Consider the following 15,000-nt stretch of genomic DNA (forward strand, 5'->3'; position numbering starts at 1 on the left):
GGATGGCGCCTGCACGACCCTAGGCGAGGCCGTCGTCACGGACCGCTCCCCAATGAAGGGGCCGCTCCGCTGGGCGCACCGAATCGCATCGACCCACGTGGATGGGCGACGGCCCGCCGGATACTATGGCCGCGCGATGACGATTCCGGCGCTCGCCGGCTGCGGCGCATCCATCGCCTCGAGCGCGTCGATCGCGCCCTCGAGGTCGGTGACGGATCCGATGAGGGCCGCCGGGTCGAGGCGGCCGTCGGCGATCAGCTGGAGCATCGCGGGGTAGTCCGCCGCGCTCATGCCGTGCGAGCCGATCACCGAAAGTTCCCACGCGACCACGCGGTCCCACGGAAGCGGTGCCAGCGCGGCATCGCCGAGCATGAGGCCCACCTGCACGTGGATGCCGCGTCGACGCAGGCTGCGCACGGCAGCCCCGGCCGTCGCGGGTGAGCCCAGCGCGTCGATCGACACTTGCGCGCCGCCGCCGGTCGCCTCCCGTACGGCATCCTCTGGCGCGGAGTCCGGAGTCGACCGGATGACGTTGGTCGCGCCGAGTTCACGGGCTCGGGCGAGCGCTGCATCCGAGACGTCCACCGCGGTGACGTGCGCACCGAGCGCCGCCGCGATCATGACGGCGGAGAGGCCGACGCCGCCGCATCCGAACACGACGACCTTGTCACCCGAGGCGACCCTCCCGTGCACGGTGACGGCGCGGAAGGCTGTCGCGAAGCGGCAGCCGAGGGCGGCAGCGGCATCCGTGCGCACACCGTCGGGCAGAGCGACGAGATTGGTGTCCGCGGCCGTCACGACGACGTACTCCGCGAACGAGCCGTTGCGGGTGAAGCCGGGCTGCGACTGGTCAGGACACACCTGGGCATCGCCTCGCAGGCACCACTCGCAGTGGCCGCAGCCGTTCACGAACGGCGCGGTGACGCGGTCTCCGGGTGCGAAGCGCGTGACGTCCGCGCCGGCCTCCGCGATCACACCGGCGAACTCGTGGCCCGGGATGATGGGCAGCGGCACCGGATCGTGCCCGCGCCACGCGTGCCAGTCGGAGCGGCACACGCCCGTCGCCTCGACGCGCACGAGCGCGCCGTCGGACGGACATGCGGGGACAGCGACTCGACGGATGCCAGGCCGTTCGCCGATCTCGTCGTACACGACCGCCCGCATCGTCTCCGCCATCCGCCCATTCTCGTCGGGTGGCTCGCTCGTCGACGTCGTTCTGACCGCTACCGTCGAGCCATGCAGGACATCATCAGCACGGCCGCCCTGGTCGCGGCGACCGTCTCGACCGGGCTGCTGGCGGGAGTGTTCCAGCTCTACGCCTTCGCCGTGATGCCGGGGTTGCGCCGCGTGGACGATCGCACGTTCGTGACGGCATTCGCCGCGCTCGACCGCGCGATCGTGAATCCGTGGTTCCTCCTGGCGATCTTCTTCGGCGCGCCCGTGCTGTGCGCGGTCGCCACTGTGGGCTCGTGGAGCGATGCTCCGGCTGTCTGGGCGATCGTGGCGCTCGTCGGCACGGCGGCGTGCGTCGTCATCACGATGGCGGTGCACCTGCCGGTCAACAATGCGCTCAAGGCGGCGTCGACGGACGCAGCCTTGGATGCCGCATCCATACGCCGGAGGTTCGGGGAGGCGCGCTGGGCGGCATGGAACCTCGTGCGTGCCGTGCTCAGCACGGTCAGCGCGATCAGCCTCGGCGTCGGGCTGGCCCAGTAGGCGCAACCGTGCGCTCTAGGCTCGTCACACAGCCGCGACGACGGGGACGGAGGCAGCCGTGCGGGCGTTCGTGATCACGGGACCGGGACGAGCGGAGGTCGCCGACGTGCCGGAGCCGGTGGCGGCGCCGGGTGAGGTCGTCGTCGACGTGCTCCGCGCCGGCGTGTGCGGCACCGACGTCGAGTTCTACACGGGCCACATGGCGTACCTGCACGACGGGAACGCGAGCTACCCGGTGCGGATCGGCCACGAGTGGATGGGAGTGGTCACCGGCATCGGCGACGGAGTGGATGCGTCGTGGCTGGGCAGGCGGGTCACGGGCGACACCATGCTGGGGTGTGGCCGCTGCCGGCTCTGCATGAGCGGACGGCAGCACGTGTGCGCCGAGCGGGAGGAGGTGGGAATCCGCCGAGGGCGGCCGGGCGCTCTGGCCGAGCGGATGGCCGTGCCCGCGACTTCCCTGCACGCGCTTCCCGACACCGTGGACGATCAGCTCGGCGCCCTCGTGGAGCCGGCGGGCAACGCCCTGCGCGCGGCGCAGGCGGCTCTCATGCTCGACTCCGGCCGGGAGGCCGAGCGTGTGCTGGTGGTGGGACCCGGCACGATCGGCCTTCTCGCCGCGATGTTCGTGCGCGCGGCGGGACGCGACGTGCGGCTCGTCGGAGTGTCGGAGTCCTCCGTCGGGTTCGCCCGGTCGCTCGGCTTCAGCGCATCCATCGGCTGGGAGTCGTTCGAGCAGCAACCATTCGACGCTATCATCGACGCGGCGACGGACGCCTCGACAGCGGCTCGCGTCGTCGACCTCGTGCAGCCGGGCGGCCGCGTCGTGTTCATCGGCATCGCGTCGCAGCCGAGCACCCTCGACACGCGCGCGCTCCTGCTGAAGGATGTGACGGCCACGGGGATCCTGAGCGCCTCACCCGGTCTGGACGCCACCATCGCGGCGTTCGCGTCGGGCACGGTGGACGCGCGTCCGCTGGTCGCCGCGACGGTGGGCCTCGATCAGGTTGAGGCCGTGCTCGCGGGACGGCATCCCGTCGGCGCCTCCGCCGGACCGAAGGTGCACGTCGACCCCAGGACGTGAGCCGTCCCGCCGCTGGAGTGTGAGTGCCGCCCCACCGCTGGTTGAGCTTGTCGAAACCGGCTTTGCGGTTCCGGGGTTTCGACAGGCTCAACCCGCGGTTCCGGGGTTTCGACAGGCTCAACCCGCGGGAGTGTGAGTGTCGTCCGACCGTCGGTTGAGCTTGTCGAAACCCGCTTTGCGGGGACCGGGTTTTGACAGGCTCAACCCGCGGTTCCGGGGTTTCGACGGGCTCAACCCGCGGGGCGGGAGCGCGGGTCAGCGCTCGCGGAGGCGCTCCGTGAGGTAGGCATCCAGTCCCTCGATCGGGATGCGCTCCTGCCCCATGCTGTCGCGGTCGCGTACAGTCACCGCGTCGTCGTCGAGCGAGTCGAAGTCGACCGTCACGCAGTACGGCGTGCCGATCTCGTCCTGTCGGCGGTAGCGGCGGCCAATGGCCCCCGAGTCATCGAACTCGACGTTGCGGTGCTTGCGCAGGTCGGACGCGAGTTTGCGTGCCACGGGAGAGAGCCTCTCATTGCGCGACAACGGGAGTACGGCGACCTTCACGGGTGCCAGTCGCGGGTCGAGCTTGAGCACCGTGCGTACGTCGGTGCCGCCCTTCGCGTTCGGTGCTTCCTCCTGGTGGTAGGCATCCACGAGGAACGCCATGAGCGATCGCGTGAGGCCGAACGCCGGCTCGATGACGTAGGGGATGTAGCGCTCGTTGCGGCCCTGGTCGAAGAACGAGAGGTCTTTGCCCGAGTGCTCGGTGTGCGTGGTGAGGTCGAAGTCGGTGCGGTTCGCCACACCCATCAGCTCACCCCAGTCGCCGCCGGTGAAGCCGAAGCGGTACTCGATGTCGATCGTGCGCTTCGAATAGTGCGACAGCTTGTCCTTGGGATGCTCGTAGCGTCGCAGGTTCATCGGGTCGACACCGAGATCGATGTACCAGTCCCAGGCGGCGTCGATCCAGTACTCGAACCATTTCTCGTCGTCTCCCGGCTCCACGAAGAATTCGAGCTCCATCTGCTCGAACTCCCTGGTGCGGAAGATGAAGTTGCCCGGCGTGATCTCGTTGCGGAAGCTCTTGCCGATCTGCCCGATGCCGAACGGCGGCTTCATGCGGGATGCTTGCACGACGTTGGCGAAGTTGACGAAGATGCCCTGCGCGGTTTCGGGACGCAAGTACTGCAGTCCCGACTCGTCCTTGATGGGCCCGAGGTAGGTCTCGAGCATCATGTTGAAGTCGCGCGGAGGCGTCCACTGGCCCCGAGTGCCGCAGTTGGGGCAGACGATGTCGCCCATCCCGTTCTCCGGCGCCCTGCCCTTCTTCGCCTCGTACGCCTCGATCAGGTGGTCTTCCCGGAAGCGCTTGTGGCAGTGCAGGCACTCCACGAGCGGATCGTTGAAGACGCCCACGTGACCGGATGCCACCCACACCTGCTTGGGCAGGATGACGCTCGAGTCGAGACCGACCACGTCGTCGCGTCCGGTGACCATGGTCTGCCACCACTGGCGCTTGATGTTCTCCTTCAGCTCGACGCCCAGGGGCCCGTAGTCCCACGCCGACCTCGATCCGCCGTAGATCTCGCCCGACTGGAAGACGAACCCGCGGTGGCGGGCGAGGGCGATGACGGCATCGAGCGCGTTCTGATCGGGCATGGGTGCTTCCCCTTTCGAGGATCTGGGATGGGAGCACGTGAAGACTCATTTTAGAGGTGACGGAGAGGGCGCCCGGCCGCTGTGCCTCGGTGGCACGATCCACGCCCTGTCGAGGGGACGACAACCGACCGCATCCGCGACACACTGAGGTGTATCGGAAGGCCGGATACGCGGCGAAGGGCGGCACATGAGCGAACAGACGGGCTGCGCGTCTCCCGGTCGCCGAACGCGGCGCATCGTGATCGCCGGCGCCTCCGGCATGATCGGGTCCGCGCTCACGGAACGGCTGCGCGCGTCCGGCGACGAGGTCGTGCGACTGGTGCGCAGGCCCGCGGGAGTCGGCTCGGGGCGTACGCAGCAGGAGGTGCAGTGGGAGCCGGCAGCGGGCATCCTCGACCCCGCCGTCGTGAGCGGTGCGGATGCCGTCGTGAGCTTCTCCGGGGCCCCGACCAGCAGGCTGCCGTGGACGCCCGCATATAAGAAGGTCATCATCGAGTCCCGGTTGGATGCCACGCGCACGATCGTGGACGCCATCCGAGCGGCCGAGCGCGCGCCGTCCGTCTTCGTCAGCGCATCCGCAGTCGGCTACTACGGCGACCGCGTCAACGAAGACCTCACGGAGAGGTCGCCGCGAGGCAGCGGGTTCCTCTCCGCCGTGGTCAAGGCGTGGGAGGAGGAGGCGGCCGCGGCATCCGACCTGACGCGCGTCGCATTCGTGCGCACCGGCCTCGTCGTTGGGCCCACCGGAGCCATGCCTCCGCTGCGGGCGATCGCGCTCGCGGGCCTCGCCGGTCCCATCGGAGGTGGCCGGCAGTGGTGGCCGTGGATCAGCCTTCACGACGAGGCCGCGGCCATCGACCACATCATCGGCACCGAGCCGGCGGCAGGTGGCCTGAGCGGAGCGGTGAACCTCGCCGGCCCGGCACCGGCGACCGAAGCGGAGTTCATGCGGACTCTCGCCCGCCGCCTTCACCGCCCGTACGGGATGCCGGTCCCCGGCTTCGCGCTACGCCTGGCGCTTCAGGATGCCGCTCAGGAGCTCATCCTGAGCAGTCAGCGCATGCTGCCGACCGCGCTCCTGGGCGACGGCTTCCGGTTTCGCGACGAGACAGTGGATGCCGCGATCGCGGCGTACCTCGGGCAGGAGCCTGCGTGAGCCCGAGGGATGCCGAGCACGTGCATCTGGAGACGCCCGAGCAATGGCGCCGGTGGCTCGAGGAGCATCACGATTCATCACCTGGCGTCTGGCTCGTGTCGTGGCGGCCGGCGACAGGGCGGCCCGCGATGAGCTACGACGAGGCGATCACCGAAGCCGTCGCGTTCGGCTGGGTGGACGGCCAGTCGAAGTCGATCGACGACGAGCGCTCAGCACTGTGGTTCGTGCGGCGGCGCCCGGCCTCACCCTGGTCGCGCAGCAACAAGGAGCGCGTGGAGCGGCTGGAGCGCGAGGGACGCATGACGGATGCCGGCAGGCGATTCGTCGACGAGGCCAAGACCAACGGCATGTGGACGATCCTCGACGCCGCTGACGCTCTCGTCGTGCCCGACGACCTGGCCACCGCCCTGGAGGCCGCTGGCGTTCGCGCCGGTTGGGAGGCGCTCACGCCGGGGGTGCGGCGCGCGGCCCTGACGAAGCTTGCGCTCGCGAAGCGCGCAGAGACACGCGCACGCTACGTGTCCGACGTCGTCGCCGATCTCCGAAGCCCCCACACCGACTGAGCACCGGCGACCCGCCGGTCGGCGCGTGCCGGTGCGGGCGAGGCTCAGCCCAGCCCGACGGAAGGCGCAAGCGTCGACTTCAGCGCAGGCTCGTCGGGGCACGTCGTGAGGATGCGCGCCAGAGCGTCATGCTCGGCCGGCGCCACCCACAGGTGGTACGCCGCCTTCACCGACACCTGCTTCGCGGCGTAGGAGCACCAGAATCCGCGGTTGGGCGGGAGCCAGGTGGCGGCATCCCCGTCGCCCTTGCTCTCGTTGGTGGGGCCGTCGACGGCGAGCAGCTCGATCGGATCGTTCGCGAGCGCTTCGCGCTGCTCCTGGCTGAGCTGCTGCGCTCCGGTCTGCCAGGCGTTCGAGAGCGGAACGACGTGATCGATCTGCACCAGCAGCGAAGTGCGGACACCGCGGGTGAAGTCGATCGTCTTGCCCGTGTACGGGTCGTTCAGCACTCCGGTCTCGACAGTGCACGACCCCTGCTTGGTGACGGCCGTGAGGTCGCGCGCCAGCACGTCGTCACGGGTGTCGCAGTGGTTGCGGTCGACGTCCTTCCACGCGGTACCGAAGTCGCCCACCCTGTCGTATCCGGTGTGCGGGGCCTTGCCCTTGACCGGAAGCGCAGCGAGCAGCGCGAGCGCCGTGCCCGCTCCGGCGGTCGCAGAAGGCGAGGACGACGAGGCCGAGGACGAGGGCGTCGCCGTCGTGGTGCTGGTCGAATCCCCTCCGGCGAGGGCGGAGGCGTTCGTGGCGCACGCACTGAGCAGGATTCCGGTCACCGCCAGCACGGGAACGACGAGGGAGCGCAGCAGGCGTCCGTGCGCACGGGGATGCTGAATCGCTCGTCGTCGGCGCAGCGGGCTGGATTGCGATGGCATGGCGTCTTCCACTCGGGCGCCGGGACCGGCGCTCTCCGACAGTAGCGGCGAGAAGGGGCGTGAGAGCATCCCCAGCCCGGGTGGCGGGAGACGGTCCGAAGCACGGCGCCGGCGGGGCTTGACGCGCATCCGCCGGACGCCGGCGTTCTCGGGGGCCACGGCACCGACGACGAAACGTGACACACGCTACGCCATTGAGGATTCCTCGTAAAGCCGACAATGGGCCACCCAGGTGCCGGTCGCGGTGGAGACGAGGAGCGCTCGGGGAGGAGTCGGCGGTTCGCGGCGCGGGGAGTCGCGCACGTTTCCCGAGTCGTTAGCCTTTGCGGCATGCCGACGCACATCCTCGCCATCGATCAGGGAACGACGAGCACCAGAGCGATCGTGTTCGACCATGCGGGCAGCGTGGTCGCCGTCGGACAGCTCGAGCACCGGCAGATCTTCCCACGGGCCGGCTGGGTGGAGCACGATCCCATGGAGATCTGGCGCAACACCCGCGAGGTGGTCGGTGTCGCACTCGGCAAGGCCAATCTCACCAGACACGATCTCGCCGCCGTCGGCATCACGAACCAGCGAGAGACGGCGGTCGTGTGGGACAGGCACACGGGCAAGCCGGTGTACAACGCGATCGTCTGGCAGGACACCCGCACGCAGACCATCGTGGACCGGCTCGCCGCAGAGGGCGGCACCGACCGGTTCGCCCGCGACGTCGGACTGCCGCTCGCCACGTACTTCGCCGGCACGAAGATCGCGTGGATCCTGGAGAACGTGGATGGCGCGCGCGAGCGCGCCGAGCGCGGCGATCTGCTCTTCGGCACGACCGACACCTGGGTGCTGTGGAACCTCACCGGCGGACGGCACGGCGGCGTGCACGCCACGGACGTCACCAATGCGTCGCGCACCCTCTTCATGGATCTGACGACGCTCGACTGGCGGGACGACATCCTCGACGTGTTCGGGGTGCCGCGCTCGATGCTCCCCGAGATCAGGTCGTCGAGCGAGGTGTACGGCGAGGCCGAGACACACAGCCTGCTGCGCGAGACGCCGATCGCCGGCATCCTCGGCGACCAGCAGGCCGCGACGTTCGGCCAGGCCGCCTTCGGCCCTGGCGAGTCGAAGAACACGTACGGCACGGGCAACTTCGTGATCGTGAACACGGGTGAGGAGATCGTGCACAGCCGCAACGGCCTCATCACCACGCTCGCGTACCGGCTCGGCGACGAGGCTCCGCGCTACGCGCTGGAGGGGTCCATCGCCGTCACGGGGTCTCTCGTGCAGTGGCTGCGCGACAACCTCGGCATCATCAGCGACGCCAAGCAGGTGGAGAAGCTGGCCGCTTCCGTCGACGACAACGGCGGCGCGTACATCGTGCCGGCGTTCTCCGGGCTGTTTGCGCCGTACTGGCGACCGGATGCCCGCGGCGCGATCGTGGGCCTCACCCGGTTCGTGAACAGGGCCCACCTGGCCAGGGCCGCGCTGGAGTCCACGGCCTACCAGACACGCGACGTGCTCGAGGCGGTCGAGCACGACACCGGCAGGCCCCTTGCCGAGCTCAGGGTCGACGGCGGCATGACGGCGAACGAGCTGCTCATGCAGTTCCAGGCGGATGTCCTGGGCATCCCGGTCGTGCGCCCGACGGTCGCCGAGACCACGGCTCTCGGCGCCGCGTACGCTGCCGGGCTCGCCGTCGGCTTCTGGCAGGACCTCGACGAGCTTCGGGCCAACTGGCAGGAGGGCGCGAGATGGGAGCCGACGAGCGACCGCGACGGCGTCGAGCGCAGGTATCGCACGTGGCAGAAGGCCGTGACGAAGACGTTCGACTGGGTCGAAGACGAGTGAACCGGCATCCGGAGCGCTCAGCGTGCTCTCTCGCGGCACGGGTCGCCGCCCACGTGCCGACTGCCGACCACTCGTCGGCCTCTGCGTCCGTGTTCACCCGGCGCTCACGCAGCGCGGGTATCATCGCGTCACCGACCGCAGCAACGGAGAAGTGATCGCCCTGATACGAATACTCAGCTACAACCTCCGGAAGAATCGCGCGACGGGCGAGTTGCTCGACCTGGCGGCATCCACGACGGCAGACGTGATGTGCTTGCAGGAAGTGGACACCGGCGCGCTCCCCAACGAGGTGGCAACGCTCACGCTCGCCGACTCCACGAAGCGCAACCGGCTCGGCCTCGCCGTGTACTACCGCAAGGATCGCTTCCGGCTCCACGACACCGACACGTTCGAGCTGAAGAAGTCCCTGCACGACCGCGTGCTCGCCCCCGCCCACGAGCGGCTGGTCGGCACCCTGCTCGAGGATGTGCAGACGGGCAACCAGGTCGTCGTCGCGTCGTTCCACGCCGCGCCGCTCACGGCGCTGAACTCGCTTCGGCGCACCCAGATCAAGGCGGCGCACGCGGAGCTCCTGCGGCTCGGCCACGGCGCCCCGACGCTCATGGTCGGCGACTACAACTACCCGTTCTTCACCCAGTCCCTGGGTGAGCGGGTGAAGGCATCCGGCTACGACATGGCCCTCAGCGACCGCAAGACGTACACCAGGTACAAGTTCTTCAAGGGCCACTTCGACTTCGTCACCTCGGCAGGGCTCGACGTGCGCACCGTGGAGACGCTGCCGCGCGGAGACAGCGACCACATGCCCATCGTCGTCTCGGCAGAGTACGCCGAGGCACCCGCCTAGGCACCCTCGACGGCGGAGCGCTCCGGGTCGTCGGCAGAACGCTCGGCGTGAGCGCTGTGGGCCTGGTCGGCGTGCCGTGTAGGGCATGCGGCGATGGCTACGATTCAAGGGTGACCGCGCTCGCCGAAATGTCCTCAGCCGAACTGCGCGACCTGCACTCGCAGCTCGCCGCCGACTACGACGCGCTCGTCGCCCGCGGGCTCTCGCTCGACCTCACGCGCGGCAAGCCGTCGCCCGAGCAGCTCGACCTGTCGAACGCGCTGCTCTCGCTGCCCGGGGACGGGGATTTCCGCGACGAGTCCGGCACAGACACCCGCAACTACGGCAACCCCCAGGGGCTGCCTGAGCTGCGCGCGATGTTCTCCGACGTTCTGCGCGTGCCCGTGCCCCAGCTCCTCGCGCTGGGAAGCTCGAGCCTCACGGTGATGCACGACGTGGTCGCACACGCCATGCTGCACGGCCTTCCCGAGAGCGAGCGGCCGTGGTCGCGCGAGGAGACGGTGACCTTCCTGTGCCCGGTCCCGGGATACGACCGCCACTTCGCCATCACCGAGCACCTGGGCATCCGCATGGTTCCCGTGGCGATGACGGATGCAGGGCCCGACATCGCCGAGGTGGAGCGGCTGCTCGCCGAGGACCCGACGATCCGCGGCATCTGGTGCGTGCCCGTGCACTCGAACCCGACGGGGGCCGTCTACACGGAAGAGGTCGCTCGCGCGCTCGTGTCGTTGCCGGCCGCGAAGGACTTCCGGATCTTCTGGGACAACGCCTACGCCGTGCACCACCTCACCGACGACGTGCCGGAGCCGATCGACATCCTGTCGCTGGCGGCCGAGGCGGGCAACCCGGACCGCGTGTTCGTGTTCGCCTCCACCTCGAAGGTCACGTTCGCCGGCGCCGGTGTCTCCTTCTTCGGCTCGTCACCGGCGAACATCTCGTGGTACCTCAGCCACGCCGCCGTGCAGTCGATCGGACCCGACAAGGTCAACCAGCTGCGTCACGTGCGCTTCCTGCGGGATGCGGAGGGCGTCGCGGCGCACATGCTCAGGCATCGCGAGCTCGTCGCACCGAAGTTCGAGGCCGTCGCCGAGACGTTCGAGCGCCGGCTCGCGCCCTACGAAGCCGGAACCTGGACGTCTCCGAAGGGCGGCTACTTCGTGAGCCTCGACGTGCATCCCGGATGCGCAGCGCGATCCGTCGCGCTGGCCGCGCAGGCCGGTATCGCCGTCACACCGGCCGGGTCGACGTACCCGTATAAGAAGGACCCGCGCGACAGGAACATCCGCATCGCTCCCACCATGCCTCCGCTGCCGGAGCTGGAGGAGGCGCTCGAAGGGCTGTGCACGGCGATCCTGCTAGCCGAGGTGGAGAAGCTGCTCAGCGCCTGAGCCGGGTGCGACGTCGGCGGCTCGACGCACGGTGTTCGTAGGCCGGGCCCGGCTCAGACGGCCGATCGCGCCGGGGTGGGCGCCGCGGAGGCGTCGGCGGACGGAGCCTCCGGTCCTGGCGTGTGTGCATCCGGTGCGGGGGCGGGCCGACCGGGCAGCGCGAGCGAGAGCACCACGGCGAGGGCCGTGAACCCGATCGACCACCAGAACCCCTGATCGTAGGCGGTGGCAACGCCCGACGTGCCTTGTGTCGCATGAGCAGTCAGGCCGGACTGCAGGATCACGGCAAGCACCGCCGTGCCGAACGAGCCGCCGAGCTGCTGCGCCGTGCGCGTGATGATGCTGGAGTGCGGGATGTCCGCCGACGCCAGACCCTGGAACGACGCGACCATGAGCGGCATCACGATGGCGCCCAGCCCGAATCCGCGCACGAACAGCAGGGCCATCAGCAGCCACTCGTTCGTCGTCGCCGTGCTGAACGCGAACGGGATCGTGGCTGCGCCGACGATGGCGAACCCGACGACGGCGACCCAGCGCGCACCAAGGCGATCGGTGAGGCGGCCGGCCAGCGAACGGCTCGCCAGTGTGCCGAGACCCTGCGGCACGAGGAAGAGACCGGCGGCCAGCACGTCGAATCCGCGCAACTGCTGCAGATAGAGAGGGAGCAGCAGCATGATGCCGTACGCGGCGAGACCGGAGAGGAACAGCAGCGCGGAGCCGGACCAGACCGAGCGGTGGCGCAGTAGCCGGAGGTCGACCAGCGCTCGGTCGCCCCGCCGAAGCGCGTAGACGACGAACGCGGCGAGCAGGATGCCGCCGATGGCGAGCGGCAGCCAGGCATCCGTCGCCCCGAATCCGTCGCCGCCCGCCGAATTGGAGAGGCCGAGCAGCAGCGCGACCAGCGCGGGAAGCAGCAGCACCATCCCGGCGACGTCGAGGCGCGGACGGGGCGTCGAGCGCGCATCCCGGGGAAGCATGCGCCAGGCCAGGAACAGCCCCACGACGCAGAACGGCACGTTGACCCAGAAGATCCAGCGCCAGTCGAGCCAGTTCAGGATGATGCCTCCGACGGCGGGACCGAGGATCGGCCCGAGCATCGCGGGCAGACCGACCGCGGCGGCGACGCGTCCGAGGTTCCTGCCTCCCGCCGCCTGCATCACGATGGTCTGCAGCAGCGGAAGCATGAGGCCGCCGCCGATGCCCTGCACGACCCGGAACGCGATGAGGCTCTCGGCGTTCCACGCCAGGCTGCAGAGCACGGACCCGAGCAGGAAGAGCGTGAGTGCGAACATCCATGCGCGCTTGCCGCCGACGAGCCGCTGCACCCATGCGCTCAGCGGCACGGTGGCCGCAAGGGCGAGAACGTAGCCGGTCGTGACCCACTGGATGGTCGAGACCGGTACGTGCAGCTGAGTCGACAGCGAGTGCAGCGCGACGCTCATGATCGTCGTGTCGAAGACGACGGCGAGCACTCCGACGACCAGTGCGGTCGTCGTGCGCTTGACGGATGCATTCACGGCGGGCGTGGCAGGGGCGTTGCTCATCAGGTCTCCTCGTTTAGATACACGACTGTATCTAAATCACGAGGGTACGCGCTGGGGATAAGATACACAAGTGGATCTTGAGACGGATGCCTCGAACACGCGCCGCCGAGGCGCCGAGCTCGAGGACGCCCTGCTCGACGCGGCGTGGAGCGAGCTGACCGAGAAGGGTCACGCAGGGCTGACGTTCGACGCCGTCGCCGAGAGGGCTCGCACCAGCAGGCCCGTTCTCTACCGTCGCTGGCCCGACAAGGAGACGCTCGTTCTCGCGGCCATCCGCCACCACTACGACACCGAACCCATCGACCCGCCCGACACGGGAACGCTCGCCGGCGACCTGCGCGAGTTGCTCCGCATCGCCAGCGAGAGGCGGGTGGAGATGGCGGTGATGCTCAGCGCTCAGCTCGCCGGTCTGTTCAGTGAGGCTGGCATGTCGCTCGCGGAGGTACGCGGGCGCCTCATCGGCCAGGGGACCGTGTGGAACAGCGTGATCCTCGCCCGCGCCGCCGCGCGCGGCGAGATCGACCTGGATGTCGTGCCCGAGCGCGTGCAGAACCTGCCGTTCGATCTGATGCGGCATGAACTCCTCATGACCAACGCGAAGGTGAGCGACGAGTTCATCGACAGCACGGTGGACGGCATCTTCATGCCGCTCGTGCAGCACTACATGGGCAGGTCGTCGGGGTAGGCGGACCTGCCGGCGCGTCCCAGCGCAGGCTTGCCGCGTGCGACCGAGACGGTGAACCTCCGGCAGACTTGCGTGGTGCCCCGATCCGCAACCCTGAACCGGCCGCTCGCGCTTCTCGCCGCCGTCGGTCTCTCGATGGAGAACCTCGACGGCACCATCATCCAGACCGCGGCACCGGCCATGGCGCACGACTTCGGCGTGCGAGCCGTCGACCTCAACGTGGCGATGACGGCATACCTGCTCACGGTCGCGGTCTGCGTGCCGGTGAGCGGATGGCTGGCCGACCGGTTCGGGGAGCGTCGCGTGTTCGCCACGGCGCTCGCCATCTTCACGGTCGCGTCCGCGCTGTGCGCCCTCGCCCCGAACCTTCCGCTGCTCACGGCCGCCAGGGTGCTGCAGGGCGTCGGCGGCGCCATGATGGTGCCGGTCGGCCGGCTGGCCGTGCTGCGCGGACTGGACCGCCGCGACCTCCTGGATGCCATGGCCTACCTCACCTGGCCCGCACTTGTCGCCCCCGTGGTGGCGCCGGCGCTGGGCGGCATCCTCACCGACACCGTGGGGTGGCCGTGGATCTTCCTCATCAACATCCCGTTCGGGATCGTCGCCTTCGTTGCGGCGCTGAGGATCGTGCCGAACGTTCCCTCGCCGCAGTCACGGCCGCTCGACTGGGGCGGCTTCGGGCTCGCCGGAGTGTCGCTCGCGGCTCTGGTGCTCGGCATGGAGGAGGTGGGCTCCGACTCCACGAACTGGTTCTGGGCCACCACTTACCTCGTCGTGGCCGCCGCGGCGGGCGGGGCCGCGCTCGCCTGGATGCGCAAGGCGCGGCATCCGCTGCTCGACTTCTCGGCGCTGCGCATCGATACATTCCGTGTCGGGAATGTAGGAGGAGGCGTGTACCGGCTGATCATCAGCGCGGCGCCGTTCCTCTTCACGCTGCTGTTCCAAGTGGGTTTCGGATGGAGCGCGGCCCAGGCCGGTCTACTCGTGGGAGCGGTGTTCGTCGGCAACATCGCGATCAAGCCGCTGACGACACCGCTCATCCGGCGGTTCGGGTTCAAGCACGTGATCGTCGGCAGCAACCTGATCGGCGCCGCGTTCTACGTGCTGTGCGTTTTCATCGACCCGACCACGCCGCTGTGGCTCATCGCGGTTCTGCTGTTCTTCACCGGCGTCTTCCGCTCCATCGGCTTCAGCGGGTACAACAGCCTGCAGTTCTCCGACGTGCCGGGTGAACTGATGACCGCGGCCAACACGCTCGCGTCGACCATGCAGCAGGTGGCGGTGGGCATCGGCATCGCCGTCGCCGCCCTCATTGTGCGACTGACCACGGCCGCCGCCACCGTGATCTCGCCGCAGGATGCCTGGCTCGGCTATCGCTGGGCGCTCGCCGTGGTGGCGCTGCTGCTCGTGTTCCCCATGGTCGAGGCCGCCCTATTGCCGCGCCACTCGGGCGAGCACGCCGCGCGCCGCTGACGCCGCCGCGGGTCGGCCTGCCGAGGGTGGTCTTGGGCGAGAGACACCTGGCGGTGTGAGACATCCCTCGTGGTGTGAGACATCCCTCCGCGCGGTATGTCTCAGACGGATGAGTACGTTTCAGGATGCTTAGGGGCGAGCGGGCCGGACGGGGCGAGCGGGACGCGCGGGACGAGAGGCACGGAGACGAAGGGA

The 15,000-nt window shown here is 69.4% G+C and carries 13 protein-coding genes; 9 read left to right on the forward strand and 4 right to left on the reverse strand.

The genetic code is table 11. The features are described from left to right. Nucleotides 1–123 precede the first annotated feature (123 nt). On the reverse strand, nucleotides 124–1,164 hold the full coding sequence (locus tag VHB92_RS02510) for an alcohol dehydrogenase catalytic domain-containing protein (RefSeq protein ID WP_325451299.1): 1,041 nt from the start codon (nucleotides 1,162–1,164) through the stop codon (nucleotides 124–126). 72 nt (nucleotides 1,165–1,236) lie between these two features. Here VHB92_RS02510 and VHB92_RS02515 point away from each other — a divergent pair, with 72 nt between their 5' ends. Continuing rightward, entirely contained in the window at nucleotides 1,237–1,716 is a 480-nt protein-coding gene (locus VHB92_RS02515) for a DUF1772 domain-containing protein (protein WP_325451041.1), read from the forward strand. Nucleotides 1,717–1,774: 58 nt separating this feature from the next. After that, nucleotides 1,775–2,800, forward strand: a complete 1,026-nt coding sequence (locus VHB92_RS02520; RefSeq protein ID WP_325451043.1) for a zinc-dependent alcohol dehydrogenase — start codon at nucleotides 1,775–1,777, stop codon at nucleotides 2,798–2,800. A gap of 255 nt (nucleotides 2,801–3,055) precedes the next feature. Here VHB92_RS02520 and VHB92_RS02525 read toward each other — a convergent pair whose 3' ends face one another. Continuing rightward, nucleotides 3,056–4,441 carry a glycine--tRNA ligase gene (locus tag VHB92_RS02525; protein WP_325451045.1) on the reverse strand — a complete coding sequence of 462 codons (1,386 nt, stop codon included), beginning with the start codon at nucleotides 4,439–4,441 and terminating at the stop codon, nucleotides 3,056–3,058. Nucleotides 4,442–4,628: 187 nt separating this feature from the next. Between VHB92_RS02525 and VHB92_RS02530 the strand changes: the two genes are divergently transcribed. Both VHB92_RS02530 and VHB92_RS02535 read left to right on the forward strand, forming a co-directional pair. After that, nucleotides 4,629–5,597 (forward strand): TIGR01777 family oxidoreductase, encoded by a 969-nt coding sequence (locus VHB92_RS02530; RefSeq protein WP_325451047.1) that lies wholly within the window; start codon nucleotides 4,629–4,631, stop codon nucleotides 5,595–5,597. Beyond that, entirely contained in the window at nucleotides 5,594–6,160 is a 567-nt protein-coding gene (locus VHB92_RS02535; RefSeq protein ID WP_325451049.1) for a YdeI/OmpD-associated family protein, read from the forward strand. The genes VHB92_RS02530 and VHB92_RS02535 overlap by 4 nt, the downstream gene beginning before the upstream one ends. A 44-nt stretch (nucleotides 6,161–6,204) precedes the next feature. Here the strand turns inward: VHB92_RS02535 and VHB92_RS02540 are convergent, their stop codons facing one another. Then, nucleotides 6,205–7,032 (reverse strand): HNH endonuclease family protein, encoded by an 828-nt coding sequence (locus tag VHB92_RS02540; protein WP_325451051.1) that lies wholly within the window; start codon nucleotides 7,030–7,032, stop codon nucleotides 6,205–6,207. A gap of 330 nt (nucleotides 7,033–7,362) precedes the next feature. On the opposite strand from VHB92_RS02540, the gene glpK reads away from it, so the two are divergent. From glpK to VHB92_RS02555, 3 genes are all read left to right on the forward strand, one after another. Beyond that, the gene (gene glpK / locus VHB92_RS02545; protein ID WP_325451053.1) at nucleotides 7,363–8,871 is read left to right on the forward strand and encodes a glycerol kinase GlpK; all 1,509 of its coding nucleotides are present in this window, start codon (nucleotides 7,363–7,365) and stop codon (nucleotides 8,869–8,871) included. A gap of 163 nt (nucleotides 8,872–9,034) precedes the next feature. Then, nucleotides 9,035–9,715, forward strand: coding sequence for an endonuclease/exonuclease/phosphatase family protein (locus VHB92_RS02550; protein WP_325451301.1), 681 nt, complete (start codon nucleotides 9,035–9,037; stop codon nucleotides 9,713–9,715). Between the two features lie 128 nt (nucleotides 9,716–9,843). Continuing rightward, a complete protein-coding gene (locus VHB92_RS02555) occupies nucleotides 9,844–11,103 on the forward strand; it encodes an aminotransferase class I/II-fold pyridoxal phosphate-dependent enzyme (RefSeq protein WP_325451303.1) in 1,260 nt (419 codons plus the stop codon). A 53-nt stretch (nucleotides 11,104–11,156) separates the two neighbouring features. Here the strand turns inward: VHB92_RS02555 and VHB92_RS02560 are convergent, their stop codons facing one another. Continuing rightward, nucleotides 11,157–12,647 carry an MDR family MFS transporter gene (locus tag VHB92_RS02560; RefSeq protein WP_325451055.1) on the reverse strand — a complete coding sequence of 497 codons (1,491 nt, stop codon included), beginning with the start codon at nucleotides 12,645–12,647 and terminating at the stop codon, nucleotides 11,157–11,159. A gap of 70 nt (nucleotides 12,648–12,717) precedes the next feature. Between VHB92_RS02560 and VHB92_RS02565 the strand changes: the two genes are divergently transcribed. Next, nucleotides 12,718–13,332, forward strand: coding sequence for a TetR/AcrR family transcriptional regulator (locus VHB92_RS02565; protein WP_325451057.1), 615 nt, complete (start codon nucleotides 12,718–12,720; stop codon nucleotides 13,330–13,332). 75 nt (nucleotides 13,333–13,407) lie between these two features. Then, nucleotides 13,408–14,805, forward strand: coding sequence for an MFS transporter (locus VHB92_RS02570; protein WP_325451059.1), 1,398 nt, complete (start codon nucleotides 13,408–13,410; stop codon nucleotides 14,803–14,805). Nucleotides 14,806–15,000 lie beyond the last annotated feature (195 nt).

Source organism: Humibacter sp., assembly GCF_035547335.1.
In the GTDB taxonomy this organism is placed as follows: domain Bacteria; phylum Actinomycetota; class Actinomycetes; order Actinomycetales; family Microbacteriaceae; genus Humibacter.

What these genes read in the sequence shown, in the direction of transcription:
- VHB92_RS02510 (WP_325451299.1), bottom strand. Translation starts at nt 1,164, where the DNA reads ATGCGGGCGGTCGTGTACGACGAGATCGGCGAACGGCCTGGCATCCGT.
- VHB92_RS02515 (WP_325451041.1), top strand. Translation starts at nt 1,237, where the DNA reads ATGCAGGACATCATCAGCACGGCCGCCCTGGTCGCGGCGACCGTCTCG.
- VHB92_RS02525 (WP_325451045.1), bottom strand. Translation starts at nt 4,441, where the DNA reads ATGCCCGATCAGAACGCGCTCGATGCCGTCATCGCCCTCGCCCGCCAC.
- VHB92_RS02530 (WP_325451047.1), top strand. Translation starts at nt 4,629, where the DNA reads ATGAGCGAACAGACGGGCTGCGCGTCTCCCGGTCGCCGAACGCGGCGC.
- VHB92_RS02540 (WP_325451051.1), bottom strand. Translation starts at nt 7,032, where the DNA reads ATGCCATCGCAATCCAGCCCGCTGCGCCGACGACGAGCGATTCAGCAT.
- glpK (WP_325451053.1), top strand. Translation starts at nt 7,363, where the DNA reads ATGCCGACGCACATCCTCGCCATCGATCAGGGAACGACGAGCACCAGA.
- VHB92_RS02555 (WP_325451303.1), top strand. Translation starts at nt 9,844, where the DNA reads ATGTCCTCAGCCGAACTGCGCGACCTGCACTCGCAGCTCGCCGCCGAC.
- VHB92_RS02560 (WP_325451055.1), bottom strand. Translation starts at nt 12,647, where the DNA reads ATGAGCAACGCCCCTGCCACGCCCGCCGTGAATGCATCCGTCAAGCGC.